Origin of the sequence: Paenibacillus anseongensis (assembly GCF_009757995.1) — a bacterium.
In the GTDB taxonomy this organism is placed as follows: Bacteria; Bacillota; Bacilli; order Paenibacillales; family NBRC-103111; genus Paenibacillus_E; species Paenibacillus_E chondroitinus.
Map to the genome: position 1 here is coordinate 241,233 of NZ_WSEM01000004.1, position 23,082 is coordinate 264,314.

The 23,082-nt window shown below is 50.6% G+C and carries 19 protein-coding genes; 9 read left to right on the forward strand and 10 right to left on the reverse strand.

The window, feature by feature from the left end:
- Window positions 1-11: 11 nt before the first annotated feature.
- Together GON05_RS02995 and GON05_RS03000 are read left to right on the forward strand one after the other, a co-directional pair.
- Window positions 12-953 carry an aldo/keto reductase gene (locus GON05_RS02995; protein WP_157317755.1) on the forward strand — a complete coding sequence of 314 codons (942 nt, stop codon included), beginning with the start codon at window positions 12-14 and terminating at the stop codon, window positions 951-953.
- The gene (locus tag GON05_RS03000) at window positions 950-1,705 is read left to right on the forward strand and encodes a sugar phosphate isomerase/epimerase family protein (protein ID WP_157317756.1); all 756 of its coding nucleotides are present in this window, start codon (window positions 950-952) and stop codon (window positions 1,703-1,705) included. Before GON05_RS02995 ends, GON05_RS03000 begins: the two co-directional genes overlap by 4 nt.
- 79 nt (window positions 1,706-1,784) lie before the next feature.
- Here the strand turns inward: GON05_RS03000 and GON05_RS03005 are convergent, their stop codons facing one another.
- Together GON05_RS03005 and GON05_RS03010 are read right to left on the reverse strand one after the other, a co-directional pair.
- Window positions 1,785-2,234, reverse strand: coding sequence for a bactofilin family protein (locus GON05_RS03005; RefSeq protein ID WP_157317757.1), 450 nt, complete (start codon window positions 2,232-2,234; stop codon window positions 1,785-1,787).
- Window positions 2,234-3,235, reverse strand: coding sequence for a M23 family metallopeptidase (locus GON05_RS03010; RefSeq protein ID WP_246238778.1), 1,002 nt, complete (start codon window positions 3,233-3,235; stop codon window positions 2,234-2,236). Before GON05_RS03010 ends, GON05_RS03005 begins: the two co-directional genes overlap by 1 nt.
- A 245-nt stretch (window positions 3,236-3,480) precedes the next feature.
- On the opposite strand from GON05_RS03010, the gene GON05_RS03015 reads away from it, so the two are divergent.
- The gene (locus tag GON05_RS03015) at window positions 3,481-4,692 is read left to right on the forward strand and encodes a YCF48-related protein (RefSeq protein WP_157317758.1); all 1,212 of its coding nucleotides are present in this window, start codon (window positions 3,481-3,483) and stop codon (window positions 4,690-4,692) included.
- Window positions 4,693-4,839: 147 nt separating this feature from the next.
- Window positions 4,840-5,841 (forward strand): C40 family peptidase, encoded by a 1,002-nt coding sequence (locus GON05_RS03020; RefSeq protein ID WP_157317759.1) that lies wholly within the window; start codon window positions 4,840-4,842, stop codon window positions 5,839-5,841.
- Here the strand turns inward: GON05_RS03020 and GON05_RS03025 are convergent.
- From GON05_RS03025 to GON05_RS03045, 5 genes are all read right to left on the reverse strand, one after another.
- On the reverse strand, window positions 5,838-6,566 hold the full coding sequence (locus tag GON05_RS03025) for a polysaccharide deacetylase family protein (RefSeq protein ID WP_164819546.1): 729 nt from the start codon (window positions 6,564-6,566) through the stop codon (window positions 5,838-5,840). The two genes, GON05_RS03020 and GON05_RS03025, sit on opposite strands and share 4 nt — an antisense overlap.
- Window positions 6,567-6,622: 56 nt before the next feature.
- Entirely contained in the window at window positions 6,623-7,129 is a 507-nt protein-coding gene (locus GON05_RS03030; protein WP_157317760.1) for a hypothetical protein, read from the reverse strand.
- A gap of 24 nt (window positions 7,130-7,153) precedes the next feature.
- A complete protein-coding gene (locus GON05_RS03035) occupies window positions 7,154-8,335 on the reverse strand; it encodes an MGDG synthase family glycosyltransferase (RefSeq protein ID WP_127453609.1) in 1,182 nt (393 codons plus the stop codon).
- 76 nt (window positions 8,336-8,411) lie between these two features.
- On the reverse strand, window positions 8,412-8,990 hold the full coding sequence (locus GON05_RS03040; RefSeq protein WP_127453607.1) for a thymidine kinase: 579 nt from the start codon (window positions 8,988-8,990) through the stop codon (window positions 8,412-8,414).
- Window positions 8,991-9,036: 46 nt separating this feature from the next.
- Entirely contained in the window at window positions 9,037-10,014 is a 978-nt protein-coding gene (locus GON05_RS03045; protein ID WP_157317761.1) for an HD domain-containing protein, read from the reverse strand.
- A gap of 457 nt (window positions 10,015-10,471) precedes the next feature.
- Here GON05_RS03045 and gltB point away from each other — a divergent pair, with 457 nt between their 5' ends.
- On the forward strand, window positions 10,472-15,064 hold the full coding sequence (gltB, locus tag GON05_RS03050; protein WP_157317762.1) for a glutamate synthase large subunit: 4,593 nt from the start codon (window positions 10,472-10,474) through the stop codon (window positions 15,062-15,064).
- A 68-nt stretch (window positions 15,065-15,132) separates the two neighbouring features.
- Window positions 15,133-16,617: a glutamate synthase subunit beta gene (locus GON05_RS03055; protein ID WP_157317763.1), complete on the forward strand. Its 1,485-nt coding sequence runs from the start codon at window positions 15,133-15,135 to the stop codon at window positions 16,615-16,617.
- Window positions 16,618-17,027: 410 nt separating this feature from the next.
- Here the strand turns inward: GON05_RS03055 and GON05_RS03060 are convergent, their stop codons facing one another.
- Complete coding sequence (locus tag GON05_RS03060; RefSeq protein ID WP_157317764.1) at window positions 17,028-18,305, reverse strand: MFS transporter; 1,278 nt, start codon at window positions 18,303-18,305, stop codon at window positions 17,028-17,030.
- A gap of 153 nt (window positions 18,306-18,458) precedes the next feature.
- Between GON05_RS03060 and GON05_RS03065 the strand changes: the two genes are divergently transcribed.
- Window positions 18,459-18,929 carry a hypothetical protein gene (locus GON05_RS03065; RefSeq protein WP_157317765.1) on the forward strand — a complete coding sequence of 157 codons (471 nt, stop codon included), beginning with the start codon at window positions 18,459-18,461 and terminating at the stop codon, window positions 18,927-18,929.
- Between the two features lie 162 nt (window positions 18,930-19,091).
- On the opposite strand, the gene GON05_RS03070 is transcribed toward GON05_RS03065, so the two are convergent.
- Together GON05_RS03070 and GON05_RS03075 are read right to left on the reverse strand one after the other, a co-directional pair.
- A complete protein-coding gene (locus GON05_RS03070) occupies window positions 19,092-19,784 on the reverse strand; it encodes a response regulator (RefSeq protein ID WP_157317766.1) in 693 nt (230 codons plus the stop codon).
- A gap of 82 nt (window positions 19,785-19,866) precedes the next feature.
- Window positions 19,867-21,075: a sensor histidine kinase gene (locus tag GON05_RS03075; RefSeq protein ID WP_157317767.1), complete on the reverse strand. Its 1,209-nt coding sequence runs from the start codon at window positions 21,073-21,075 to the stop codon at window positions 19,867-19,869.
- A gap of 137 nt (window positions 21,076-21,212) precedes the next feature.
- On the opposite strand from GON05_RS03075, the gene GON05_RS03080 reads away from it, so the two are divergent.
- Both GON05_RS03080 and GON05_RS03085 read left to right on the forward strand, forming a co-directional pair.
- On the forward strand, window positions 21,213-22,148 hold the full coding sequence (locus GON05_RS03080; protein WP_157317768.1) for an ABC transporter ATP-binding protein: 936 nt from the start codon (window positions 21,213-21,215) through the stop codon (window positions 22,146-22,148).
- Window positions 22,141-23,076 (forward strand): ABC transporter permease, encoded by a 936-nt coding sequence (locus tag GON05_RS03085; protein ID WP_157317769.1) that lies wholly within the window; start codon window positions 22,141-22,143, stop codon window positions 23,074-23,076. The genes GON05_RS03080 and GON05_RS03085 overlap by 8 nt, the downstream gene beginning before the upstream one ends.
- The last annotated feature ends 6 nt before the right edge of the window (window positions 23,077-23,082 follow it).

Below are 23,082 nucleotides of genomic sequence, written 5' to 3' on the forward strand. Positions count from 1 at the left end.
GAGGATTCTGCATGCAGACTATGCGCATACAAGGTGTAGACAAAGCCATTTCCCGATTGATTATGGGGACTGGGGATTTGAGGAAGCTGGAGGAACCGCAGCGGATGATGCTGGATGCTTATATCCGTGCAGGCGGTAATACCTTCGATACGGCTCATCAATATCGGAATAAAGAGGTTATTCTCGGCCAGTGGCTTGAAGAAAAGCAGCTGCGGGAGAAGGTTGTCATTCTCACGAAGGGTGCTCATCATGACGATGGCAGCCCCGGTGCGCGGGTGAATCCGCAGGCCATCCGCAAGGATCTGCTGGAGAGTCTGGACAGATTAGGGACCGATTATGTCGACTTGTATGCCCTCCATCGCGATGATCCTGATATAGCGGTAGGTCCGATCATGGAAGAATTGAATGAGCACATTCAAGCATCACGCATCCGGGCTATCGGAGCTTCGAACTGGTCCTTTGGGCGTATTCAGCAAGCGAATGAATATGCTGCTTCCCATGGGTTGATCGGTTTTACCTTCAGCAGCCCGAATCTAAGCCTTGCTAAACCGAAAGAGCCCAGATGGGAAGGCTGTGTATCGGCAGATGCAGACACCTGCGCATGGCATGGGGGCAATCAACTGCCGCTCCTTGCGTGGTCTTCGCAGGCAGGGGGATTTTTCTCCGGCCATTTTACGCCCGATAATCAAGAAAATCTTGAAATGGTCAGGGTTTACTATAGCAACGACAATTGGGAGCGATACCGTCGTGCGGCCAAGATTGCCACGGATAAGAACGTCAGCCCGATTCAAATTGCGTTAGCCTATGTGCTGAATCAGCCTTTTCCGACTTGTGCCATCATCGGTCCGAAAAATCCTGAAGAACTGCAAACTTCAATAGAAGCTATGCATATTCCGTTTACGCCGGAGGAGCTTGCGTGGTTAAATCTAGAACGGGAGGAAGCTGCGAAATGATTAGACAGAAGCTGGCAGCCCAGTTGTATACGTTAAGAAACGAACTTAAACAGGATTTTCCGGGCGTGTTAAGAGAGTTGAAAAAGATGGGATGGGCAGCCGTCCAAATCGACGGATTGCACGGGTACCCTGCCGCGGAGATTGCGGCTGTGATGAAGGAAACCGGCTTGCGCACGGCAGGCATGCATGTAGGCTTAGAGCGGATGAAACACGATCTTGAGGCTGTATTGAAGGAAGCCAAATTATTCGATACGCGGGATTTCATCTGCCATTCCTTGCCGAATGGCCTGCAAAATCCGGAAGGCTACCTCAGCGTGCGCAACGATTTGCATCAAGTTGCCTCACAGGTAAGCGGCTCAGGCTATCGGGTCGGTTACCACAATCACGACTTTGAATTTCATACGACGATGGATGGAAAGTTTGCGCTCGAATATCTGCTCGAATACCCAGCTGTTTATCCGGAAATCGATACGTATTGGGTCCAAAAAGCAGGTCAGGACCCGCTGTCTTTCATCAGTCAATACGCGTTTCGTATGCCGATTGTTCATTTGAAGGATATGACCTCTGACGGAAAGCAATATTTTGCCGAGATCGGTACAGGTATCATCGATTTCGCACCTATTCTGACATGGGGATTGCAAAATGGCGTTGAATGGTTCGCCGTTGAGCAGGATTATTGCCCAGGTAATCCAATGGATAGTCTGGCCATCAGCTTAGCCAACTTGTTGGAGCTGGAGAAGAAATTGGTTTAGCGCCCTGTAGCTCCCTTGGACACAAAAAAATAAGGACTGTCCCCCAAAGAAAGCCTACTTCTTTGGAGGACAGTCCTTATTAATTTCCGCCAGAAGCAGCTTGCTGCTCGTTTTTCTGCTGCTTATGCGCCTGCGCGTCGATGACCTTGCCGCCGCCGCTTTTGTCGCTCACGGCCGCGATCTGCATCGCGCTGCTGCCTTGGAAAATCCCGCCCTCCTGAACAATGAAGGAGCGGACATCGATGTTGCCCACCAGCACGCCGGAGCTGGTGACGAGCAGCTTGCCTTTGGTGTGGATGTTGCCTTTCACTTTGCCGGCAATGATGACGTCGCGCGCTTGGATGTTGGATTGGACGACAGCATTTTCGCCAATGGTGATATCGCCTGCGCATTCAATGTCGCCATGCAGCTGGCCTTCAATACGAAGGCTGGCTTCGGACATAATTTTTCCTTCGCAGATCGTACTTGCCCCGATTAACGTGTCCGTTGTTTTCGTATCTATGCGCTTCGATTTTGAGCTTCCAAGCATTAGCGTTCATCCTTTCTATTGCTTATTAGATAAGGGGTGGGGTCAATGGGGACACGGTTTTTCTGTACCTCGTAATGCAGATGAGAACCCGTGCTTCGTCCTGTGGAACCAAGCAGGCCGATCAGTTGACCTTTTGTTACTGATTCTCCGCGTTTCACGAGCATTTTATTCAGATGCATGTAACCGGTTTGAATGCCACGCGAATGATCGACAATAATACGGTTGCCGTACTCATTGTCGAAGCTGGCTTCGATGACTTTGCCTGAAGCCGTTGCATAAACGGGATCGCCTAACTCGCCGTCGAGATCAAGGCCCGTATGCATGGATGGCTTGCCTGTGAAGGGGTCTTTGCGGATGCCGAAGCCGGAAGTTAGACTATGCGTGGTGATGGGCCAGAGGGTTGGCGTGATGCTGCGTAAATAGTCGGCTTCCTTCAATCGCGCTTCCGACTCACTGAGATTAACAAGCAGTGCGTTGATATCTCCGACCAAAGAGGAGAGCCCTTGTTTGGTATTGCTCACAAGCTGAGTCACTTCCTGTGAAGTGACCGGGACCTCATTGCCTCCGACATCCGAGTTGGCAGTGGAGTCACTTAATGCGGACAACTTTTTGCTTGTCCTGTTTGGTTCTTCTGATTCGCTCATTAACTGAATGACGTGATCCAGTTTCTTAATTTCTTCGAGCTTGCTCTTAAACTCATCTGCTTGCTGGGATAAGTCAATCAAATTAGCTTGAAGCTGCTCTAGTTCATTATCTTTAAGTGTAATTTGATTAACTAGTTGGCGTTCTTGTCCATCGAACGTTCGCTGCAAGTTTTCTTTCGTTTGATGGGAGTAGGTATTCATAAAGTAAATCGTGACAAAAAAACCAATCAGCACGAGCAGGATCACGCTAGGCACAATATACAAGCTACTGTGCGGCAGCTTAAATCTTACGGTACGGCGGTTGGCGCCCGGAATGATCATGAAGGTTAATTCTTTTTTACCCCATATGAATCTCAACCGATCCTCTTCCTTTCCGTAATAGATGTCCCCCCTCCTTGATTGGATTGTATTCGAAAAGTAGAAGAGTCATGCCTAATTTATTCATTTGCAAGAATTAGCCAATGAATTGTGTGATGCAGGACATACTAAATTTGGGTATACATTTGGGTGTAGGCAGGATGCCCCAGGACTCAACTTTTTCAGAAAAGAATACGTCTATAGGGAAGAATAGCGCAGTACAAGAAGTGAAAGGAGTGATTAGGATGCTGAAAAAATATATACCTGTATTGGCGTTAGCTGCTATGACGCTTGCCGGATGCGAGTCGTCCGGAACGACGAACGGGGCTGTGAGCGTTTCTGATTCACCTCAGCCGACAGCGACTGCAAGTTCGCAACCGACGGTAGAACCAACCGGTCAACCAACGGATCAAACGACAACTCCCTCTGGCACGCCCGTCTCCGGAACCAGTGATAAACCATCGAAAGTTGCGATGACGGGGGTAACGGCTGTTCGCTTGGCGGATGCCAAATCCGGCTGGATTGGCGGTAACGGGTGGATTGCTCATACGGATGACAGCGGTGCCAAGTGGCAGGTCCAATATGAGGGCAAAGGCGAAGTCAAACAAGTGTTTGCTCTGAATGGGAAAGAAGCTTGGGCGAGTGTCGGGACGGAAGGCAGCTTGCTGAGCACCAAGGACGGAGGCCAACATTGGGCATCTGTCGGTCAAATGCCGAACGCCGCATTCTTTCATTTTGTATCGAAGGGGGAAGCGTTCAGCGGCAATGCTCACATCGTGGATGGCGGCGTAAAATGGACGAATATGCCTGTACCTGAAGGCATTACAGGAGATGCTTATTTCCATGATGCCAGTAATGGTTGGGCCGTCAAGCAAGGAAAAGACACGGTGGAAGTGATGAGAACCCAGGATGGAGGAAAAACTTGGAACAACGTGATGTCCCGTAAAAGTGCCGCGGGCCTCACTGGCACTGTGATTCGTTCCGCCGGAGCGAACGACGCTTGGATTGAGCTGATCGGGGAGTCAGGGATGACCCAAACCTCGTATTCCTTGTTCCACACGAAGGACGGCGGGAAGACCTGGCAGACGGTGCTCGCGAACAGCACCGCTGGAGGCGGGCCGGCGCCCGGCATCCCTGCAGGTGATACCGCAGGGCCGAAGAACACGGGCTCGAAGCCCGGGCCGCTCTACGTCGTAAGTCCCGACGTAGCCTTCATGGGCGGCCAATGCCCGAGCTGCGACAAGCCGAACTCCGTCGGATGGACGAAGGACGGCGGCAAAACCTGGGTGAACGGCAAAGAGACGTTCACCGGCTACGGCCAGCTGCTGCTGGGCATGGCAGATGCGAATCAAGGCTGGCTGATCACGAATGACCATGAGCAGCCAAGCGTAATGTACACCACCGGCACAGGTGGTGTGAACTGGACGAAGGCGCATACCTTCGATGCGCCGAAATAACAAAAAGCCTTACCGGAAGCTGATAGCTGACGGTAAGGCTTTTTCTCATCCATGAAATTCCAATCGTTACGACCCCCTAACCACGGAGATGGTGTTAGAATGGTATGTAGAGACTTGCTATATCTGCACATACACAGGAGGTCAGACATGCTAGCCCCTAAATATACGATTTCTACGCTAGTCATCGCACTTGCCGTACTTATTGGTTTTACGGTGAAAAATCCGGAAAACATGGCGCTGAACGCGGCCTTGACGAATACAAACGATCATCAAACCATACCTACGGAACCGGCGCAACCAGCACAATCAGCCGAATCGGCGACGCTGGAACCAACCCCCTCAGCAACACCTATAATAAAAAGTGTGATAGAGGCAGCGCCTTCCACGTCATCCCCGGCTCGGACAGCGAAGCCAATAGCGAAACCTTCAGTGACGCCAAAAGCAGCAGCCCCAAGCTTATCGCCATCTGTGACCCTGCCTGGTGAAGGGGAGAGTCTAACAGCAGCGACTCCAGTTGCAACTCCAATTGCAACGATAGAAGCACAAGAAAACTTGGCACCGCAGGCAAGCCCGACACCGACTGTGGTCATTGCTGCGACGCCTTCTATAAAGCCTGCGATCGAACAAATTCGAGAGGGGGATGACCCCGTTCCAGGTGTGAAGAAAGTGAATCTCGCCTCCACCGAAATTGTGAAAATCAAAGAACAATACGAACAAAAGGCAGCTTCCGATAGCAAGGATGAAATGTGGAAACGCAAAGCCGACCCTCTCATCATCAAAGGAATGAGCTTCCTTGGTACCCCTTACGTACTCGGAGCGAAGGGAGGTCAGACCGAAGCGTTCGACTGTTCTTCCTTTCTCCAATATCTGTTTGCGACCCAAGAGGTAAGCTTGCCTCGTGATACAGGTCAGCAAAGTGAACGAGGGACTGAGGTGTCCATGGGCGAGTTGCGCGAGGGCGATCTCGTGTTTTTCACGACGCCCAAGCGCAAAAACAAAGAAGGTACCGAACAGATCGGCCATGTGGCGGTCTATATGGGTAATGGACTTATCCTGCATACCTTCCGTTCTGGCATCGGCGTAACGATCTCGGAGCTGGATGCCGTTTGGAAAGATCGCTTTGTTAAGGCCAAGCGTGTGCTGTCTTAATGAATTTTCGCGGGGATGGCCTTGTTATAGCCCAGAAGCTCCGATACGGTAATTAACTTGTATCCCCTGTTTTTTAATTCAGGCAAAATAATCTTCAAGGCGGCGATGGTTTGCGTCGGGCCTTCAATATAGTCATGAAAAAGAACGATGTTCCCATTTTTCGCATTTTTCAGCACTGTGTTCACAATGCGATTGACCCCCGGTGTATCCCAATCCTTCGTATCCAGCTGCCAGCTCCACATGATCATTTTGTAGCCCTCATCTTTGACAACGGACACAAGTCGTTCGTTGTAGAAGCCCCCAGGAGGACGGAACAATTGTGACCGCTGCCCTGTTTTTCCAACAATCAGATCCTCCGTCGTATTCAGCTCTTTCTTGATATTGGTGTTCCGCCCGATGTAGGCATGGCTGTATGTATGATTAGCAATCTCATGACCTTCTCGAGCTGTTTGTTCCAGCACATCGGGATAGAGCTGAATTTTGTTGCCGACGACGAAAAAGGTTGCCTTCGCGTCATATTGCTTAAGCAGTTCCAGAACTTGCGCCGTATACTTGGGATGCGGACCGTCATCGAAAGTAAGGGCAATTACCTTCTCATCCGTATTCACTTCCCAGACAATTTCTCCACGGTTTTCATAGTAGCTGCGGTCTTTCTTAGGGGCGGCGCTGGCTGCTAATGGCTGCATCAAAAACAAGCAAATACACAAAGCTGCAATGATTCTCATGATGTCTCCTTCGTTGATTTGGTATAAGTAGCGTTTCCAAATCTCCTGAAAGGAATTCAAGATTTTGGCGGTTCACTTCCGCTTCCATTGCCATTGCCGTTTCCGTTCCCGCCTGTCGTTCCATTCCCATTGAAAAAGGTCGTCGTAAGCGCCTTGATTTTTTCCATAAATTTACCATACCCGTAACCGGTCAAAAAAGCGATAGAAATGCGTGCCGACATGGAATCGCCGACCTGCAGCAGCATAATGCCGCTCTCGAACAGGATGATGGTGATGATCGCTGAGCCGAAACAGAGGATAGGCCGCATGAAGTACCAGTACATCCACTGTGGAGTCAGGTCGTGATAATGTTCGTGGAACATCCTAAGGCCGTATAAAGCTCCGCCCAATGCGCCGGCAAAGCCGAAACAGGCATATTCATGATATAGGCTTACGTCAATGCCTAACAGCTTCCCCTGAACGGACCCGCTGCCGAGTACGGCCATCATCCAGAGACTGCCGATGAACCATGCGAGCAAATAAACAAAGATAGCCTGCTTGCCGAATCGTTTCAAGGGGTCCAAAAAAAATCACCGCCCTATACATGGTTAATACCATTGTATGAGCGGTGTTGTTGTTGATGCCTGCCGATAGGGGCGTTGATCGGATAACTTTAAATACTGAATGATCGCTCTGGAGCAATCTTGGGCGCCGAATTTCTGATGCTTGCGGATCGTGATGCGGCGTTTCGAAAGCTCGGGATACTGCTCCAGCAACAGCTTGAACCAGTGATCGACCATTTCGAGCGATGTAATCATTTGACCGTAACCTTGATCTTGAAAATATTGACAATTCATTTCTTCCTGTCCTGGAATAGGGCTGTAGAACAGCATCGGAATGCCTTTGGCCATAGCTTCGGTGCAGGTCATCCCACCAGGTTTGGTGATCAATAGATCCGAAATGTCCATTAGTTTATTAATTTCATTGGTGTACCCGATCAGATGGATATTGGGCTGGCGGAAAATCTCTTCCTCTAACAGCTGCTGACGCGCTTTCTCGTTCGTTCCGAGACAGATGAGAAGCTGTATCTCCTTGCTCCAACTGGCTAAATACGTTAACAACTCTTCTTTTTCTTCCTTCTTAAAAACACCCCAACCGCCGCCCATCACCATCACCGTAGGCATGGCGTTAAGCCCGAACTGCTTGCGGGTCTGCACTTTGCTATGCTCGAGATGGAAGTCAGGGTGGACGGGGATGCCTGTAACTTCGATGTTCGTCTCCGGTACGCCGCGGGCGATGAGACGTTCTTGCACCTTCGGCGTCGATACCAGATACTTGTCTACCGCAGAATCAATCCAAGCGCCGTGGACATCGTAATCGGTGATCACGGTGAACAGAGGTACCGTAAGTCCGGCACGTTTCAAACGTGAAACGATCGCGCTTGGAAAGGGGTGCGTACATACGATAATATCCGGCTTGAGCTGTTTAATAATCGCTTTGGTTTGGGAATAAAACATCCGGTGCAGGAAGAGTCCTGCAAAGCGGCCCAGTGACTTTTCATATTGATTGCGGTAAAGCATACCATAGAGTTTGGGTTGTGAAGTAACCGTGCGGCGGTATGCCGAGAAGATCCAAGGTGCAAGGGTAGGGTGCAAAAATGCGCCGAGCTCAAGAACGCGTGTAATAATTTCCGATGAGTTTTGTCTCAACTCAACGGAAAGTGCGTGTGCAGCTTGTGTATGACCTTTCCCGAAGCCCTCAGATAAGAGCAAAATCCGTTTTTTTCGCAAGGAACTCACCTTTCTTTGACAACCATATCAATCTTATTCGTAGATTAGACGTAATTTGCTGGGAAATCCCTGCAAATTAACCGTTAAGCGTTGCTTTCAGCTTGGATGCGTAGCATTTGCGGCAGACGGGAACATAACTCTCATTGCCGCCGATTTGAATCTGCTCACCATGGAAGATAGGCTCTCCGTCTTTGCAGCGCATGTTCATGATGGCTTTCTTGTCGCAGTACCAGCAGACCGTTTTAATTTCCTCAATCGTATCCGCCGCTGCAATCAGTGCCATGCTTCCTTCAAAGAGTTGACCCATGAAGTCCGCACGCAAGCCATAGGCGATAACAGGAATGTTCAAATCATCAACAATCGTGATTAATTGTGCGACCTGCCCTTTGGTTAAAAACTGTGCCTCGTCCACAAGAATACAGTTCGGAGACTCTACTTGCGCCAGTTCCACCATGTCCAAAGTATCGTCTACCACAATGGCATTTTTTTGCATGCCAATTCGGGATACGACCTTGCCAACACCAAAACGGTCATCAACGACGGATGTCAGGAGGAGCGCTTTTTTACCTTGTTCTTCATAATTATGCGCAACGCGCAGTACTTCAATGGATTTACCGCTGTTCATGGTACCATAACGGAAATATAATTTTGCCAAGCTGGGCCAGTCCCCTCTGAAGATCTAGGATCGAATGGATGTATGACTATATGTTAAAAAAATAAGTAGCTGAAAGAGATTGAAGCTCTTCTAATTTCACGGCAGCCTGGAAGCTTGTTTCCGAAGCGGGCTTGTCGCCGATGAGCGGCTGTTTCTTGTATATTTTACGAATATTGACTTCAATACTGCCTTTCACCGGCTCTTCCGTAATCTGAATGCGGTGGGGTTCGTACATTAAAACATGCATCGTGTCCTTAGCCACCGGGTTTGCACTTTGCAGCAGCTCCTGAATGAGCTCATGATCCAAAAGGGATGGAAGCCTATCTTTCATACCCGGGTTCGTTTCGCAGTGATGAGCCACCGCTTTGGCAAGCAGCGCATCCATGGCGAGGAAGGGAGGGCTAAGGAAAATACGGTGGTCCTCCACGACCGCATGAATTAGCGCAGCAGCTGTTTCTTCATCTGTTTCTATATAATTGCCGCGAAGGCGCAGCTTACGGACGAGATCGGAAGGCGGCATGAGCTGCTGCCCGGCATAATGGGTATCCCGTAAAAAGCTGTCCAGATGATCGAGGCCCATCAAGGAAGTTTTGTTCGTCAAAGGGCTGTCCTGATTCAAAATGGATACAATCGCTGCTGGAGAGATGCCATGTTCAGTCAGGATGTCGGCAACGGTTCCGTTCAGGATCAATCGCTCTGTATGTTGATGGTGGTCATAACCGAGTGTTCGTTCCACCGCATGCGAAAAGGGCAAATGGCCGATGTCATGCAAAAGTGCAGCTATGCGAAGCAAGGGCTCGTCCGGGCAAAAATGGGCCATCAAGGACCATACACCAACCGTGTGCTCGAACCGTGAATGGGTCATTGGCGAAAAAAGCGCGGAAGCTCCGAAGTGATGCAAAAACTTCAAACGGCGTACCGGCTGCGATCGGAAAAGCTGGACTTCAACCGGATGGGCTGGTATATGCCACTTATAAAGGGGCTCCCAAATCATCCCAGTCGAAAAAGTATGCTGTAGACTCAAAGCAGCGTTCCTCCTAGGCTGTGGAATCTGGATGTATATTTCATTTCAGCGCATTAGCTATCATAGCATGAAACATAGAAAGTTCGCTATCATGAGCGTATGAAAAGGCAGCGTAAAACATGCACGACAAACTGCGAATGCCTCGTTCATACGGGGTTAGGCAGTGGCAGTGTTGGATTTCGTCCAATGAAAAAAGAAGCGAACGGCATACTTGGTTGTCGTTTCCTTTTTTTAGGACTATCTTATAAAAATATTAAAATGAAAACCTTTACATTTAGATTGAACTATACTATTTCTGGTGTTAATATAATATAAAAAATATTGAGACTATTTCACCAATTTGTACTATTCAATATATTTGGGTGAAATAGACGTCACCATGTTTCGATAATTTAATACTTTAAAGCGTACATTGGACAAAGTGTGTCCAAAAACCAGAAAAGAAAGGTTGCACAACATGACCAAAAACGGGTTACCTCCCAAGCAAGGATTGTACGATCCTCAGTTCGAGCGTGATGCCTGCGGTATTGGCTTTGTAGCGAATATTAAGGGTGTCAAATCGCATGAAATCGTCAAGCAAGCGCTTCGTGTACTTTGCAATTTAGATCATCGCGGTGGTCAAGGCAGTGAGCAAAACACAGGCGACGGAGCGGGAATTTTGATGCAAATTCCGGACGCGTATCTCCAAATTGCTTGTGCAGAGGAAAACATCAAGCTTCCTGCAGCAGGTCACTATGGTGTAGGTATGGTCTATTTGCCTCAAGAACTAGAGGCGCGCCAAGCATGCGAGAAAATCATTGAGCGCATTGTTAGCGAGGAAGGTCAGCAATTCTTAGGTTGGCGAACTGTTCCTACAGATAACAGCTCACTTGGAGAATCCGCGCAGTCGGCAGAACCTTTCGTACGCCAGGTATTTATTGGAGAAAGTGCGGATGTGGCGAGCAATCTCGATTTTGAACGGAAGCTGTATGTCATACGTAAACTTTCTGAAAACGCTATCAAATTGTCGCTTCAGGATGCGCAATTTTACTATTCTAGCTTGTCTAGCCGAACAATCGTTTATAAAGGGATGTTGACGCCTAAGCAGGTCGACGCTTATTACATGGAGTTGCAGGATGAGAAGGTGGAGACCGCGCTTGCGCTCGTTCACTCCCGGTTCAGTACGAACACATTTCCCAGCTGGGAGCGTGCGCATCCCTACCGCTATCTGATTCATAACGGTGAGATCAACACGCTGCGTGGAAATGTGAACTGGATGTATGCGCGTCAGGCGATGTGCGATTCGGAACTGTTTGGCGAAGACTTCAAACGCATTCTTCCTATTATTGATACCGATGGCTCGGATTCGCAAATGTTCGATAATACGCTCGAGTTCCTTATGCTTTCAGGACGTTCGCTGCCGCATGCGGCGATGATGATGGTGCCTGAGCCGTGGTCCAAGCATGAGTCGATGGATGACGCTAAAAAAGCGTTCTACGAATACCACAGCACACTCATGGAGCCATGGGATGGACCGGCAGCCATAGCCTTCACGGATGGCAGTCAAATTGGCGCTATTCTTGACCGAAACGGTTTACGCCCATCGCGTTACTATGTCACAACGGATGATTTCATCGTTTTGGCCTCGGAAGTTGGCGTCTTGGACATTGAGCCTGAGCGGATTTTGTACAAAGATCGCCTCAGACCGGGTCGCATGCTGCTTGTTGATACCGTAGCAGGCCGTATTGTAGCCGACGAGGAAATTAAAAGCGGCATTGCCGGCGAGCAGCCTTATCGCGACTGGCTGAACGAGCATCTTGTTTCACTGGAGGATTTGGACGATGCGCCTATTGTGCTTGGATCCGATCATGACACGGTCTTGCAGCGTCAGCAAGCTTTTGGATATACCTTTGAGCAGCTGCGTAAAATCCTTGAGCCTATGGCCAAAACAGGCGTAGACCCTATTGGATCTATGGGTACGGATGCACCGCTTGCCGTGCTGTCCGACCGACCGCAACTGCTGTACAACTATTTTAAACAGTTGTTCGCGCAGGTCACGAATCCGCCAATCGATGCGAACTTCGAAGAGATCATCACAGCGCAGGGGACAACGATCGGGCCAGAGCGCAATCTCATAAGCCCTGAGCCGGCGAGCTGCCGCCAAATTCGGTTGAAAACGCCGTTCCTCTCCAATGAAGAACTGGCGAAGCTGCGTCATATCCAGCGTGACGGCTTTAAGACGGTCACACTGCCTACCTTGTTCGAGGCTGCTCAGGGCACGCCAGGCTTGGAAAGCGCGATGCAAGCTCTATATGCTGCCGCAGACGGGGCGATCCAAGATGGCGCTTCTTTGTTAATTCTTTCGGATCGCGGCGTGGACGGGCAAAAGGCGCCGATTCCGGCGCTGCTGGCAACGTCAGGACTGCATCACCATTTGATTCGCCAGGGCACTCGGACCAAAGTCAGCTTGCTTGTCGAATCGGGCGAACCGCGCGAAGTGCACCATTTTGCTTTGCTGCTTGGCTATGGCGCAGGTGCGATCAATCCGTATTTGGCTTTGGAAACGTTAGATGACATGATCAGACGCAATCAGCTTGTCGGTATTGATCATGATAAAGCAACTTATAACTACATCAAGGCCGTGACCAAAGGCGTCGTGAAGGTTTTGGCGAAAATGGGCATTTCCACGATTCAAAGTTATCGTGGAGCGCAAATTTTCGAAGCGATCGGTCTCAGCCAAGAGCTTGTTGATGCGTATTTTACTTGGACCTATACGCCGGTTGGCGGTGTAGGTATCGATGTTGTGGCTAAGGAAGCGGCGCTTCGCCACCAACGTGCTTTCTCTGAGCAGGAGGGGCGCGATAAGGTGCTCGATACCGGCGGTGATTTGCAGTGGCGTCGAGATGGGGAAGACCATCTGTACACACCGGAAACGGTGCATGCTCTTCAATCGGCGGTTCGTACGAACAATTACGCCCAGTATAAGAACTTTGCGAAGCTCATCAAACGCGAAGATGAGAAATATATGGCTTTGCGCGGGCTGCTGACCTTCAAGGCAGGCCGCGGGTCGATCCCGATCGAAGAGGTGGAGCCGATCGAGTCGATTTGGGGGCGCTTCAAGACGGGAGCCATGTCCTACGGCTCCATCTCGAAAGAAGCGCATGAGACGATTGCGATCGCGATGAACCGCATCGGCGGCAAGAGCAACACCGGCGAAGGCGGCGAGCATCCGGAGCGCTTCACGCCGGATGCGAACGGCGACCTGCGCCGCAGCGCGATCAAGCAGGTGGCGTCCGGCCGCTTCGGCGTCACAAGCCATTATCTCGTCAATGCCGACGAGATTCAGATCAAGATGGCGCAGGGCGCGAAGCCCGGCGAAGGCGGCCAGCTCCCGGGCACCAAGGTGTACCCTTGGGTGGCCGAGGTACGCGGTGTTACGCCAGGCGTAGGTTTGATTTCGCCGCCGCCGCATCACGATATTTATTCGATCGAGGATCTCGCAGAGCTGATCCACGATCTCAAAAATGCCAACCCGCGCGCACGCATCAGCGTTAAGCTGGTATCCGAGGTTGGGGTTGGCACCATCGCCGCCGGCGTAGCCAAAGGGAAAGCGGACGTCGTCCTTATTTCCGGCTACGACGGAGGAACGGGCGCGTCACCGCAGACGAGTATTCGTCACGCGGGACTGCCATGGGAGCTCGGTCTTGCGGAAACGCATCAGACGCTCGTGCTCAATGACCTGCGCAGCCGTATCACCGTCGAGACGGACGGCAAGCTGATGACAGGGCGCGACGTGGTCGTCGCTGCGCTGCTCGGTGCCGAGGAGTTCGGCTTCGCGACGACTCCGCTGATTACGATTGGCTGCGTGATGATGCGCGTGTGCCATCTGGATACTTGTCCGGTTGGAGTGGCTACGCAAAATCCGGAGCTGCGCAAGAAATTTGCCGGCGATCCGCAGCATGTCGTCAATTTCATGACCTTCATCGCGCAGGATGTACGTGAGCTGATGGCCGAGCTTGGCTTCCGAACCATTGAGGAAATGGTTGGCCGTACCGATGTGCTTGAGTCCAAGCAAGCTGTAGCGCATTGGAAAGCCAAAGGCGTTGATTTATCGCCGCTTCTGCATCAGCCGAATGTCGGCGAAAATGTGGGCCGCTTCTGCCAAATGCCGCAGGACCACGGCTTGGATCGCTCGTTGGATGTTACGAAGCTGCTTGAAATTTGCGAACCTGCGATTGAGCGCAAGGAACATGTGCATGCGATCATGGACATCGCCAATACGAATCGCGTTGTCGGCACGATTGTCGGCAGTGAAGTCACTCGCCGGCATGGCGTAGAGGGCTTGCCTCACGACACGATTCGCCTTCACTTTAACGGCTCGGCGGGCCAGAGTTTCGGTGCTTTCGTGCCGAAGGGGGTTACGCTCTCGTTGGAAGGCGATGCCAACGACTATGTGGGGAAAGGGTTATCCGGCGGCAAGCTGGTCATTTTCCCGCCTGCGCAATCTGCTTTTGTCCCGGAAGAGAACGTAATCATTGGAAATACTGCTTTCTATGGAGCTACGGATGGTGATGCGTACATTCGAGGGATTGCCGGCGAACGTTTCTGTGTAAGAAACAGCGGTGTGCGAGCAGTTGTCGAAGGCGTAGGGGATCATGGTTGTGAATATATGACAGGCGGACGTGTTGTTGTGTTAGGATCGACCGGCCGTAACTTTGCGGCAGGGATGTCAGGCGGAATTGCCTATGTACTGGATGAGAAAGGCGATTTTGCAGACAAGGTTAACAAAGAGATGATCCATCTTGAGCAGGTGGAAGAAGCTTTTGAAATGAACGAACTGAGAACGATGATTCAGCATCATGCGACATTTACGGATAGCAGCGTTGCCCACCGCGTCATACAGCACTGGGATGAATACGTTTGGAAGTTCGTGAAGGTGATACCGAAGGACTACAAGCGGATGTTTGATGCCATCGAGAAGGTGAAACGATCCGGGCTTGGCCAGCAAGAGGCCATCATGGTTGCTTTTGAGGCAAATATGCGGGATGTTTCCCGTGTCGGTGGAAACTAACGAATCGTTGCAGAAGCGTACGACGTAAGTTTTGCTGAAGCAAAACTCTTGGGAGGGACTAAACGTTCATGGGTAAACCAACCGGTTTTATAGAACATCGCCGTGAAGTGGCAACCGAAGCCGCTCCGCTGGTCCGTATCGGCCATTGGAAAGAGTTCGCGACACCGCTGACGGATGATAAATTGCAGACGCAAGGTTCAAGATGTATGGATTGCGGCATTCCGTTTTGCCACACGGGAGCTTTGATCAGTGGCATGGCTGCCGGCTGTCCGGTCAATAATCTCATTCCGGAGTGGAATGATCTGGTGTATCGCGGACAATGGCGGGAAGCGCTCGATCGTCTGCACAAAACGAATAACTTCCCGGAATTCACGGGACGTGTATGTCCGGCGCCATGTGAGGGTTCCTGCACAGTAGGTCTCAAAGACACGCCGGTTACGATCAAAAGCATCGAGAAAGCCATTATTGATAAAGGCTTCACAGAAGGCTGGATACGGCCGGAGCCGCCTGAAGTGCGTACAGGCAAAAAGGTTGCCGTCGTAGGCTCGGGCCCATCCGGTCTCGCTGCCGCAGCGCAGCTGAACAAAGCCGGACACTGGGTGACGGTGTTCGAGCGCGCGGACCGCGTGGGCGGATTGCTGATGTACGGCATCCCGAACATGAAGCTGGACAAAAAGTACGTCCAGCGCCGAGTAGATCTGCTTGAAGCAGAGGGAGTTACGTTCATAACCTCCGCGCACGTCGGCGTGAACTATCCGATCGAGAAGCTTCAAGAGGAGTTCGATGCCATCGTGCTGTGCGGCGGAGCCACCAAAGGCCGCGACCTTCCGATTGAAGGCCGCGAGCTTGGCGGCATCCATCTGGCGATGGAATTTCTCAGCAAGAACACGAAAAGCTTGCTGGATTCCGAACATGCCGACGGTGAATTTATTTCCGCGGAAGGCAAGGACGTTATCGTCATCGGCGGCGGTGATACGGGGACGGACTGTGTGGGCACTTCTTTGCGCCACAAGTGCAAAAGCGTAACACAGTTCGAGATTATGCCGAAGTCCCCGGAGACGCGTCCGGCGAATAATCCTTGGCCGGAGTGGCCGAAGGTTCTCAAGGTGGACTACGGTCAGCAAGAAGCAGCCGCGGTTCAAGGCGAGGACCCGCGCCAGTACTTAATCAACACGAAGAGATTCGTGGGGGATGAGCACGGCAACTTGAAAGAGCTGCACACGGTGCTGATCGAGTGGCAAAAGAACGAGAAGGGCGCGTTCGTCCCTGTGGAAGTGCCCGGCAGCGAGAAGGTGTATCCAGCGCAGCTGGTCCTGATCGCGATGGGCTTCACAGGACCGGAGAACACGGTGCTGGATCAGCTTGGCGTCGCCAAAGACGAGCGCTCCAATGCGAAAGCGGAGTACGGCAAGTTTGCGACGAGCGTGGAAGGCGTTTTTGCCGCTGGTGACATGCGTCGCGGACAAAGTCTTGTCGTCTGGGCGATCAATGAGGGGCGCGCGGTGGCTCGCGAGGTTGACCGTTATTTGATGGGATCATCAAATTTGCCATAGGTTGGAAAATAGGAAAGGAAGGCCCCTTGGTTTTGCTTTGGGGCCTTCCTTTTTGTATGTTGAGCGTGGGCTTCTATTTGTCCGTTTTCTTAAAGAAAACGGGATTAGGCGATCCAATAAAGCCATGTAGTTCCGCTTGAACGTGGAAACGGGCTGGAATTGCTAGAATTGTGCCCTCTAGTTCCTCAAGGTTGTCTCGTTGGCCAACTTAACTCTCGTATCGATATGAGGTTACCCGACCCCATACGCCAAGTGTCTCTGTGCCCCCTATGTCTAATGGACTGAGCCGACCTTATTTGCCGTATTTCGGCCGGATACAAGTTCTAACGGATCCAGGAGACGCTAACAGCTCTGAAATAGCTTAATACTGCTCTAAAACTCACAGTTAACGCCCGCTGAGTCCGAACCGCCTACTGAAACCGCCGAATCGCCGGCACACAAAGCACACTGGCGACAATGGCCAGGCCGATCGAAGCGAATATGGAGATGGTGATCACGCCCCCGATTTGATCTGCAATCCAGCCGACAAAGAAATAACTCAGCGGCAATAAGGCAAAAGAGCCTAACAAATCCAAACTGACCACCCGCCCGAAAGCTTCGGGGGGCACTAGCACCTGAAGGCTGGTTTCCCAGATGAGACCGAAGATCATCAGCCCGAAGCCTTCGACGGCCATGAGCAGCGAGAGCGCAATAGGTGACGTTGTGAAAGTCATCGTCAGCAGTGCAGCGCCACTCAGGATCACTGCGCCATAGGCGATTATGCCCCGGTGGTGCCACTGCCTTTTAGACCCAAAAAGAAGGGCTGCTGCAATAGCTCCAACACCGGAGCATGTGATGCCTATCCCATACGCGAGTGGATCGAGCCCAAGATGAACCTTGAACAGCCAAGGAATAAGAATGACAATAATGCCCGTGTAGCAAATATTAATGAAACAAAAGGCGAGGATCGTGATCCAAAGCCAGGGGTGGCCTTTGAGGATCGTGATACCTTCGAGGAATTCGCGCTTCCAAGTAAAGCTATGATGGCTTGTTGAAGATTCCGGTTTATTTTGATGCGAAACTAGCGATTTTTTTACTAACACCAGCAGACACAGATAGGAAATTAGGTAGGTTAGCGCGTCCAAGCCGAACCCATAACTGGCAGACATGGACGAAACGATAAGGCCGCCTAGGACAGGTCCAATGATTTTGACCCCTTGATTGCTCACTTGTGTTAACGCATTGGCGGCATTGCGGATGTCTGGCGTGAATACGGTCGCGCGTACGGCAGAATAGGCAGGGTGAAAAAGTCCTTCCATAAGGCCATAAAGGCTTACCAATCCAAAAAGCATGGGAATGGACAAGCTGTCTGAGAAAATAAGCACGGCGATAGCCAACATGACGATGAAGCGGACGATATCGGATAGCATCATAATTCTCACGCGATCATAACGGTCAACAATCCATCCCGAGAGGGGGAGCATGAGGACGTAAGGCAGCATGTAGGCGGTCATGACCAAGCCCATCATCGTCGTTGACCCCGTGAGCGAATAAACGACCATTGGTAAAATAACGGTGGTAACGGAACCGCCAAGCATAGAAATGAGTTGACTTAGCCATAAATAAGGGAAGGAGCGCGATTGGATAAAAGGAAGCAGGAAGGAGTCCAGGACGCGTGGTTTCTTTTTGAGTGGTGCATCAATGTGCATAGGAACATGCCCCTTCTGTTAATTTCTTAGGTTGAGTAAATTGCAGCTAATCAAAAAGGTGAACAATTCGTGAGCATCATGTACAATAGAGGGAACAGGTTAACGTCGGAAGAGCACGGACGCCTAGAATCGAACCGGAATTGGAGGAAGCACATGAAGAAAGAGGATCTCATAAAGGCGGCAGAACTTTATGCGCTTCTGGCCGAGAATGGCGAGGGCACTCTCGATTTTGATGCGGAAGAACCTATAGGAACGCAGCATGTGATTGCTCTTCAGAAAGCAGTCTTGCTACTCTCCAGGCAGGTCGCCGATCTTCAATCTCAGCTTCATGAGCACCTTGAGCTCCATAACAAGCAGCAGGAACAGCTGCTTCGGCAAATGAATCACCAGATGGAGCATAAGCTCTATGAGCAGATCATTCACCGGGTTGTCGGAAGACAGGAAGTCACGGTGGATGAGGAACGGACAGAGCTGCAGAACATTGAAGCAACGCCATCAACAGCATTGGCTCTAATTACGGAAGAGCCATCACCGGTGGAACAGCAGCCTACTTATTCCCGTGTGAAAAGTTACAGGAAGATCCGCAAGAGAAAAAAGGGATTTCTGGAGAGGCTTTTTGAATAGTGATAAGCGGTTTGTGGATCGCTTTTGGATCAGTCGGTTGCGGTGCTCGCGGTTAGCTCGAGCGACGAATCTCAGCAACCGGTCCCGCCGACCCGCTCCCAAGCAAAGACAACAGCGATACAAGATTCACTCTTGTATCGCTGTTGTTCGCTTTTAAGCGGTCTAAATCATACCTTCCTCATGCGCCTTCTTGGAAGCCTGCACGCGGTCACGCACGTCCATTTTGGAGTAGATGCTCGAAATGTAATTTTTCACTGTACCTTCGGACAGGAAAAGCTTCTCGGCAATCTCCCGGTTGTTCAGCCCGTCAGCGATGCAGTGCAGCACCTGCACCTCGCGCTCGCTCAGTCCGTAAGCGTCAGTGCGAGCCGGTTCCTCGCTGGGCGGTCTTGAAACCTCCGTATCGCGAACGGTCGGCTCAGCAGCGCCTTTGGCTTGCTGGACAAGCATTCTCGCGATATCCTGCGGAATGAGGGTGCCGCCTTGATGCACCCATTTAATGCCGGCGGCCAGATCCTTCGGATGAATGGCCTTGAGCAGATAACCTTCAGCTCCCGCTCCCAAGGCGTCGACGACGTAGGTGATCTCCTGGAAGGTAGTCAGGATAATGACGCGGATTTGCGGCCATTTCTCCTTAATTTTTCGCGTTGCTTCGACTCCGTCCATAACGGGCATATGAATGTCCATCAGGACGACATCAGGGTGATGCTCTTCGCATTGCTGGATGGCGATATGGCCGTTCTCGGCCAAGCCTACGACTTCAATGTCCGGGTCCATGCCCAGCACAATGTGGAGGCTTTCTCGTATTAAATCCTGGTCATCGACCAGGAGCAGTTTCAGCGGGACGTTGTTCATGCGGGACTCCTCCTAGCGTAACTTGCTTGTGTGTTGTTATGCATATTGTATCATTCACGGCTAGCAACTTGGAAGAAAGCTTTTAAAAAGAGGGCAAACGCTTAGCAGGAATGAAACATTCGACAACAGTTCCCTGACCGACGGTTGAACTTACCTGTAACGTTCCTTGCAGCGCAAAAATCCGCTCCTGCATGGCATTAATCCCGAAGCCGACTTTGAGCTGCTCGGCGCCGACGCCATCATCTTCAATACGGATACCAACCCCATCATCCACATAATTGAGCTTGATTTCGACCGTGGTGGCGCGGCCATGCCGTTTGGCATTCGTTAGGGACTCCTGTAAGCAGCGAATGAGCGAGAGCTTGGTTTGTTTCGGAATCTCAAATTCCTCCCCGACCGTCGTGAACCGGATCTGTGTGCCGGTATGGAGGGCGAACTCATTAGCCAGCCTCGTTAATTGCTGCGAGAGCAGCATATCGCCTTCTTTGGGCACCATTTGATGAATGCTGCGCCGTACTTCTTCCAACCCGTTGCGGGTTACACCCCGCAGGACGTCCAGCTTTTCTTTGGCTTTGTCAGGCGCAGCCTCTATTAAATAGGAAACAGCGTCCATTCCCATGATGACGGAAGTAAAGGTGTGCCCGACGGTATCGTGCAGCTCGCGAGCCATCCGATTGCGTTCTTCCAGCAGAGTCAACTGCTCGATTTGGTTGGCGTACTGCTCTAAGGCATTATTTTGCTCATGAATAAGATAGTATTGTCGTTGATTTTCGGCTAAAAGCTTTTCCGTCTTCTCATTAGAGGTGACAACTCTCTGCAAGCTAAGGCCGATCGCAAAAAACAACACCGCATTCAGGATGATGCTGAACAGCTCGCTAACACCCATATCCATATCCCGATGAAGGACCAGGAAATAGGCAACAGGCATTGCGACAAGCGAGATTGGAGCGGCCCACCAAGCATTTTTTCGATCCGTAAGGAATCCAATGACCATTAATGGGCAATTAATAGTAAGGTAGGCATCTTCTTGCATCCAAGATAGATAGATTTGTAGAGGAATACCTGTGAGCAATACGGAAATCGGGTACATAGTTGTGTTAATGTAAGTAGGTCTCCAAAATAAAAAAGGAATACCATACGATAGAAGCAGGGCTAATATGGTTAAAAAGATATTACCGTGCTCGTTTTCGTTCATATGGAGCAGCGCGTAAAGCAGGCCTAGCAGTACAGAGCCGGTCAAAACGATAAATAAGGACCACTCCACGCCATGCCACGGTCTTCTTTGGATCATAGAGGAACTCCTTCTAGATAAAATCGTATAAGATCATTGTACATAATTGTTGGGAAAATCCATAGTGAGCGCAGTCATATTGTCAGCAGCAATCAGGTATGACTCTTATGACTAATAGCGGTAGGGAGAGATATAGTATGGCGGCAGCAGCCCAAGATCAATCACCGATTGTACAAATTGAGCGAATAACCAAACGAATCGGTACGAAGACGATTATTGATCAATTAACGTTCGACGTCCCACGGGGAGAAGTTTTTGGATTTCTAGGCCCGAACGGGGCCGGGAAAACAACAACGATTCGAATGATGGTTGGACTCATGTCGATCACGGAAGGAGATATTCGGATTGGCGGTTATTCGATTCGGACCCATTTTGAACAAGCGATTCGCCATGTCGGCGCGATTGTTGAAAATCCGGAAATGTATAAGTTTCTGAGCGGCTACCACAATTTGGTCCATTACGCCAGAATGTTTCCCGGAATAGGAGAGGACCGCATTGAAGAGGTCATTGAGCTTGTAGGCATGGAAAACCGGATTCATGATAAGGTGAAAACCTACTCTTTGGGCATGCGCCAAAGACTAGGTATTGCGCAGGCCTTGCTGCATAAGCCGGATGTGCTGATCCTGGACGAGCCTACGAACGGCCTGGATCCAGCCGGCATTCGTGAGCTGCGCGATCATTTGCGGAAGTTGACGCGCGAGGACGGCATCTCGGTCATTGTATCCAGTCACCTGCTGGCTGAGATGGAGCTCATGTGCGACCGGGTTGCCATTATACAAAACGGGAAGTTAGTTGATGTTAGGTTGATCAAAGAGTACGCCCAGACGGACGGCAAGCTCCATGTGGCTTTTGAAGTGTCATCGCCGGAGAAGGCACTGGCATTGGCTTCAGCTCAGTCTGTTAAGGCTGAGGTGGATGGCGATGATCTGATCCTGATGCTGGATAAGGAAGAAACGGCAATATGGAACAAACGTTTTGTAGAAGCAGGAATTGCGGTTTACGGAATCCGTACGGCAACGAAGTCGCTGGAGGATCAATTCTTAGAGATGACGGGGAGTGATCCGATTGCTTAATTTAATCCAGAATGAACAGATGAAAATTTATCGCAGGCTGCGTACTTGGATATTGGGCCTGCTGCTGATCGTTATTGTCGTCTTGGCTGGTCTCGTTTATCATCCGGGTACTGACGCAGGCGATAAATGGAAGGTTAGTGCTGTAGAGACGATTGAGCATAATAAGAAAGAGCTGGAAAATAAAGATCTTCCGGACAAATTCAAACAAGAGATGAAGGAAGAAATCGCGCTTCAGCAATACATGTTGGACCATAATTATCCTCCTACGGATTACACACTCTGGGGCGGAGCCATTAGGGCCTCCGGCATAATCCTCGTAGTGACACTGTTTACCGTCATTATTGCCGGGGATATGGTTGCCGGTGAGTTCACTTGGGGAACAATCAAGCTGCTGCTTATTCGTCCGGCGAGCCGGGCCAAAATTCTTCTCTCCAAATATATAACAACGCTCCTGTTTGCTGTGACCCTGTTGATTGTCTTGTTTATCACGGCTCTCATTGTGAATGGGTTCCTGTACGGCTTCCAGAACCTTGGAATTCCCCACCTGAAAGTGGATGCAGGGGGGCAAGTGCATGAAGGGAGCATGCTGGTGTTTACGCTAGCTACTTATGGGCTGAAGCTGATTGAGCTCGTGATGATTGTGACGCTGGCGTTTATGATCTCGACCGTATTCCGAAGTGCCTCTTTGGCCATCGGTATCAGTATCTTCATCATGTTCGCCGGGCAGATCATTACCATGCTTCTCTTAAGATACAGCTGGGGCAAATACTTCCTTTTTGCCAATACGGATCTTACCCCCTACTTAAAGGGGCAGCCGCTTGCGGAAGGCATGACACTTGGATTTTCCATCATCGTTCTGATTGTCTACTTCCTACTGTTCATTCTGCTTTCCTGGGAAATATTCCGCAGACGCGATGTGGCGGCATAAGCAATT

Bases quoted from the DNA above. Each gene is read 5' to 3' on its own strand.
- GON05_RS03060 (WP_157317764.1), bottom strand. From the start codon at position 18,305: ATGCACATTGATGCACCACTCAAAAAGAAACCACGCGTCCTGGACTCC.
- GON05_RS03025 (WP_164819546.1), bottom strand. From the start codon at position 6,566: ATGAGAATCATTGCAGCTTTGTGTATTTGCTTGTTTTTGATGCAGCCA.
- GON05_RS03055 (WP_157317763.1), top strand. From the start codon at position 15,133: ATGGGTAAACCAACCGGTTTTATAGAACATCGCCGTGAAGTGGCAACC.
- GON05_RS03005 (WP_157317757.1), bottom strand. From the start codon at position 2,234: ATGCTTGGAAGCTCAAAATCGAAGCGCATAGATACGAAAACAACGGAC.
- GON05_RS03070 (WP_157317766.1), bottom strand. From the start codon at position 19,784: ATGAACAACGTCCCGCTGAAACTGCTCCTGGTCGATGACCAGGATTTA.
- GON05_RS03000 (WP_157317756.1), top strand. From the start codon at position 950: ATGATTAGACAGAAGCTGGCAGCCCAGTTGTATACGTTAAGAAACGAA.
- GON05_RS02995 (WP_157317755.1), top strand. From the start codon at position 12: ATGCAGACTATGCGCATACAAGGTGTAGACAAAGCCATTTCCCGATTG.
- GON05_RS03065 (WP_157317765.1), top strand. From the start codon at position 18,459: ATGAAGAAAGAGGATCTCATAAAGGCGGCAGAACTTTATGCGCTTCTG.
- GON05_RS03020 (WP_157317759.1), top strand. From the start codon at position 4,840: ATGCTAGCCCCTAAATATACGATTTCTACGCTAGTCATCGCACTTGCC.
- GON05_RS03075 (WP_157317767.1), bottom strand. From the start codon at position 21,075: ATGATCCAAAGAAGACCGTGGCATGGCGTGGAGTGGTCCTTATTTATC.
- gltB (WP_157317762.1), top strand. From the start codon at position 10,472: ATGACCAAAAACGGGTTACCTCCCAAGCAAGGATTGTACGATCCTCAG.
- GON05_RS03015 (WP_157317758.1), top strand. From the start codon at position 3,481: ATGCTGAAAAAATATATACCTGTATTGGCGTTAGCTGCTATGACGCTT.
- GON05_RS03080 (WP_157317768.1), top strand. From the start codon at position 21,213: ATGGCGGCAGCAGCCCAAGATCAATCACCGATTGTACAAATTGAGCGA.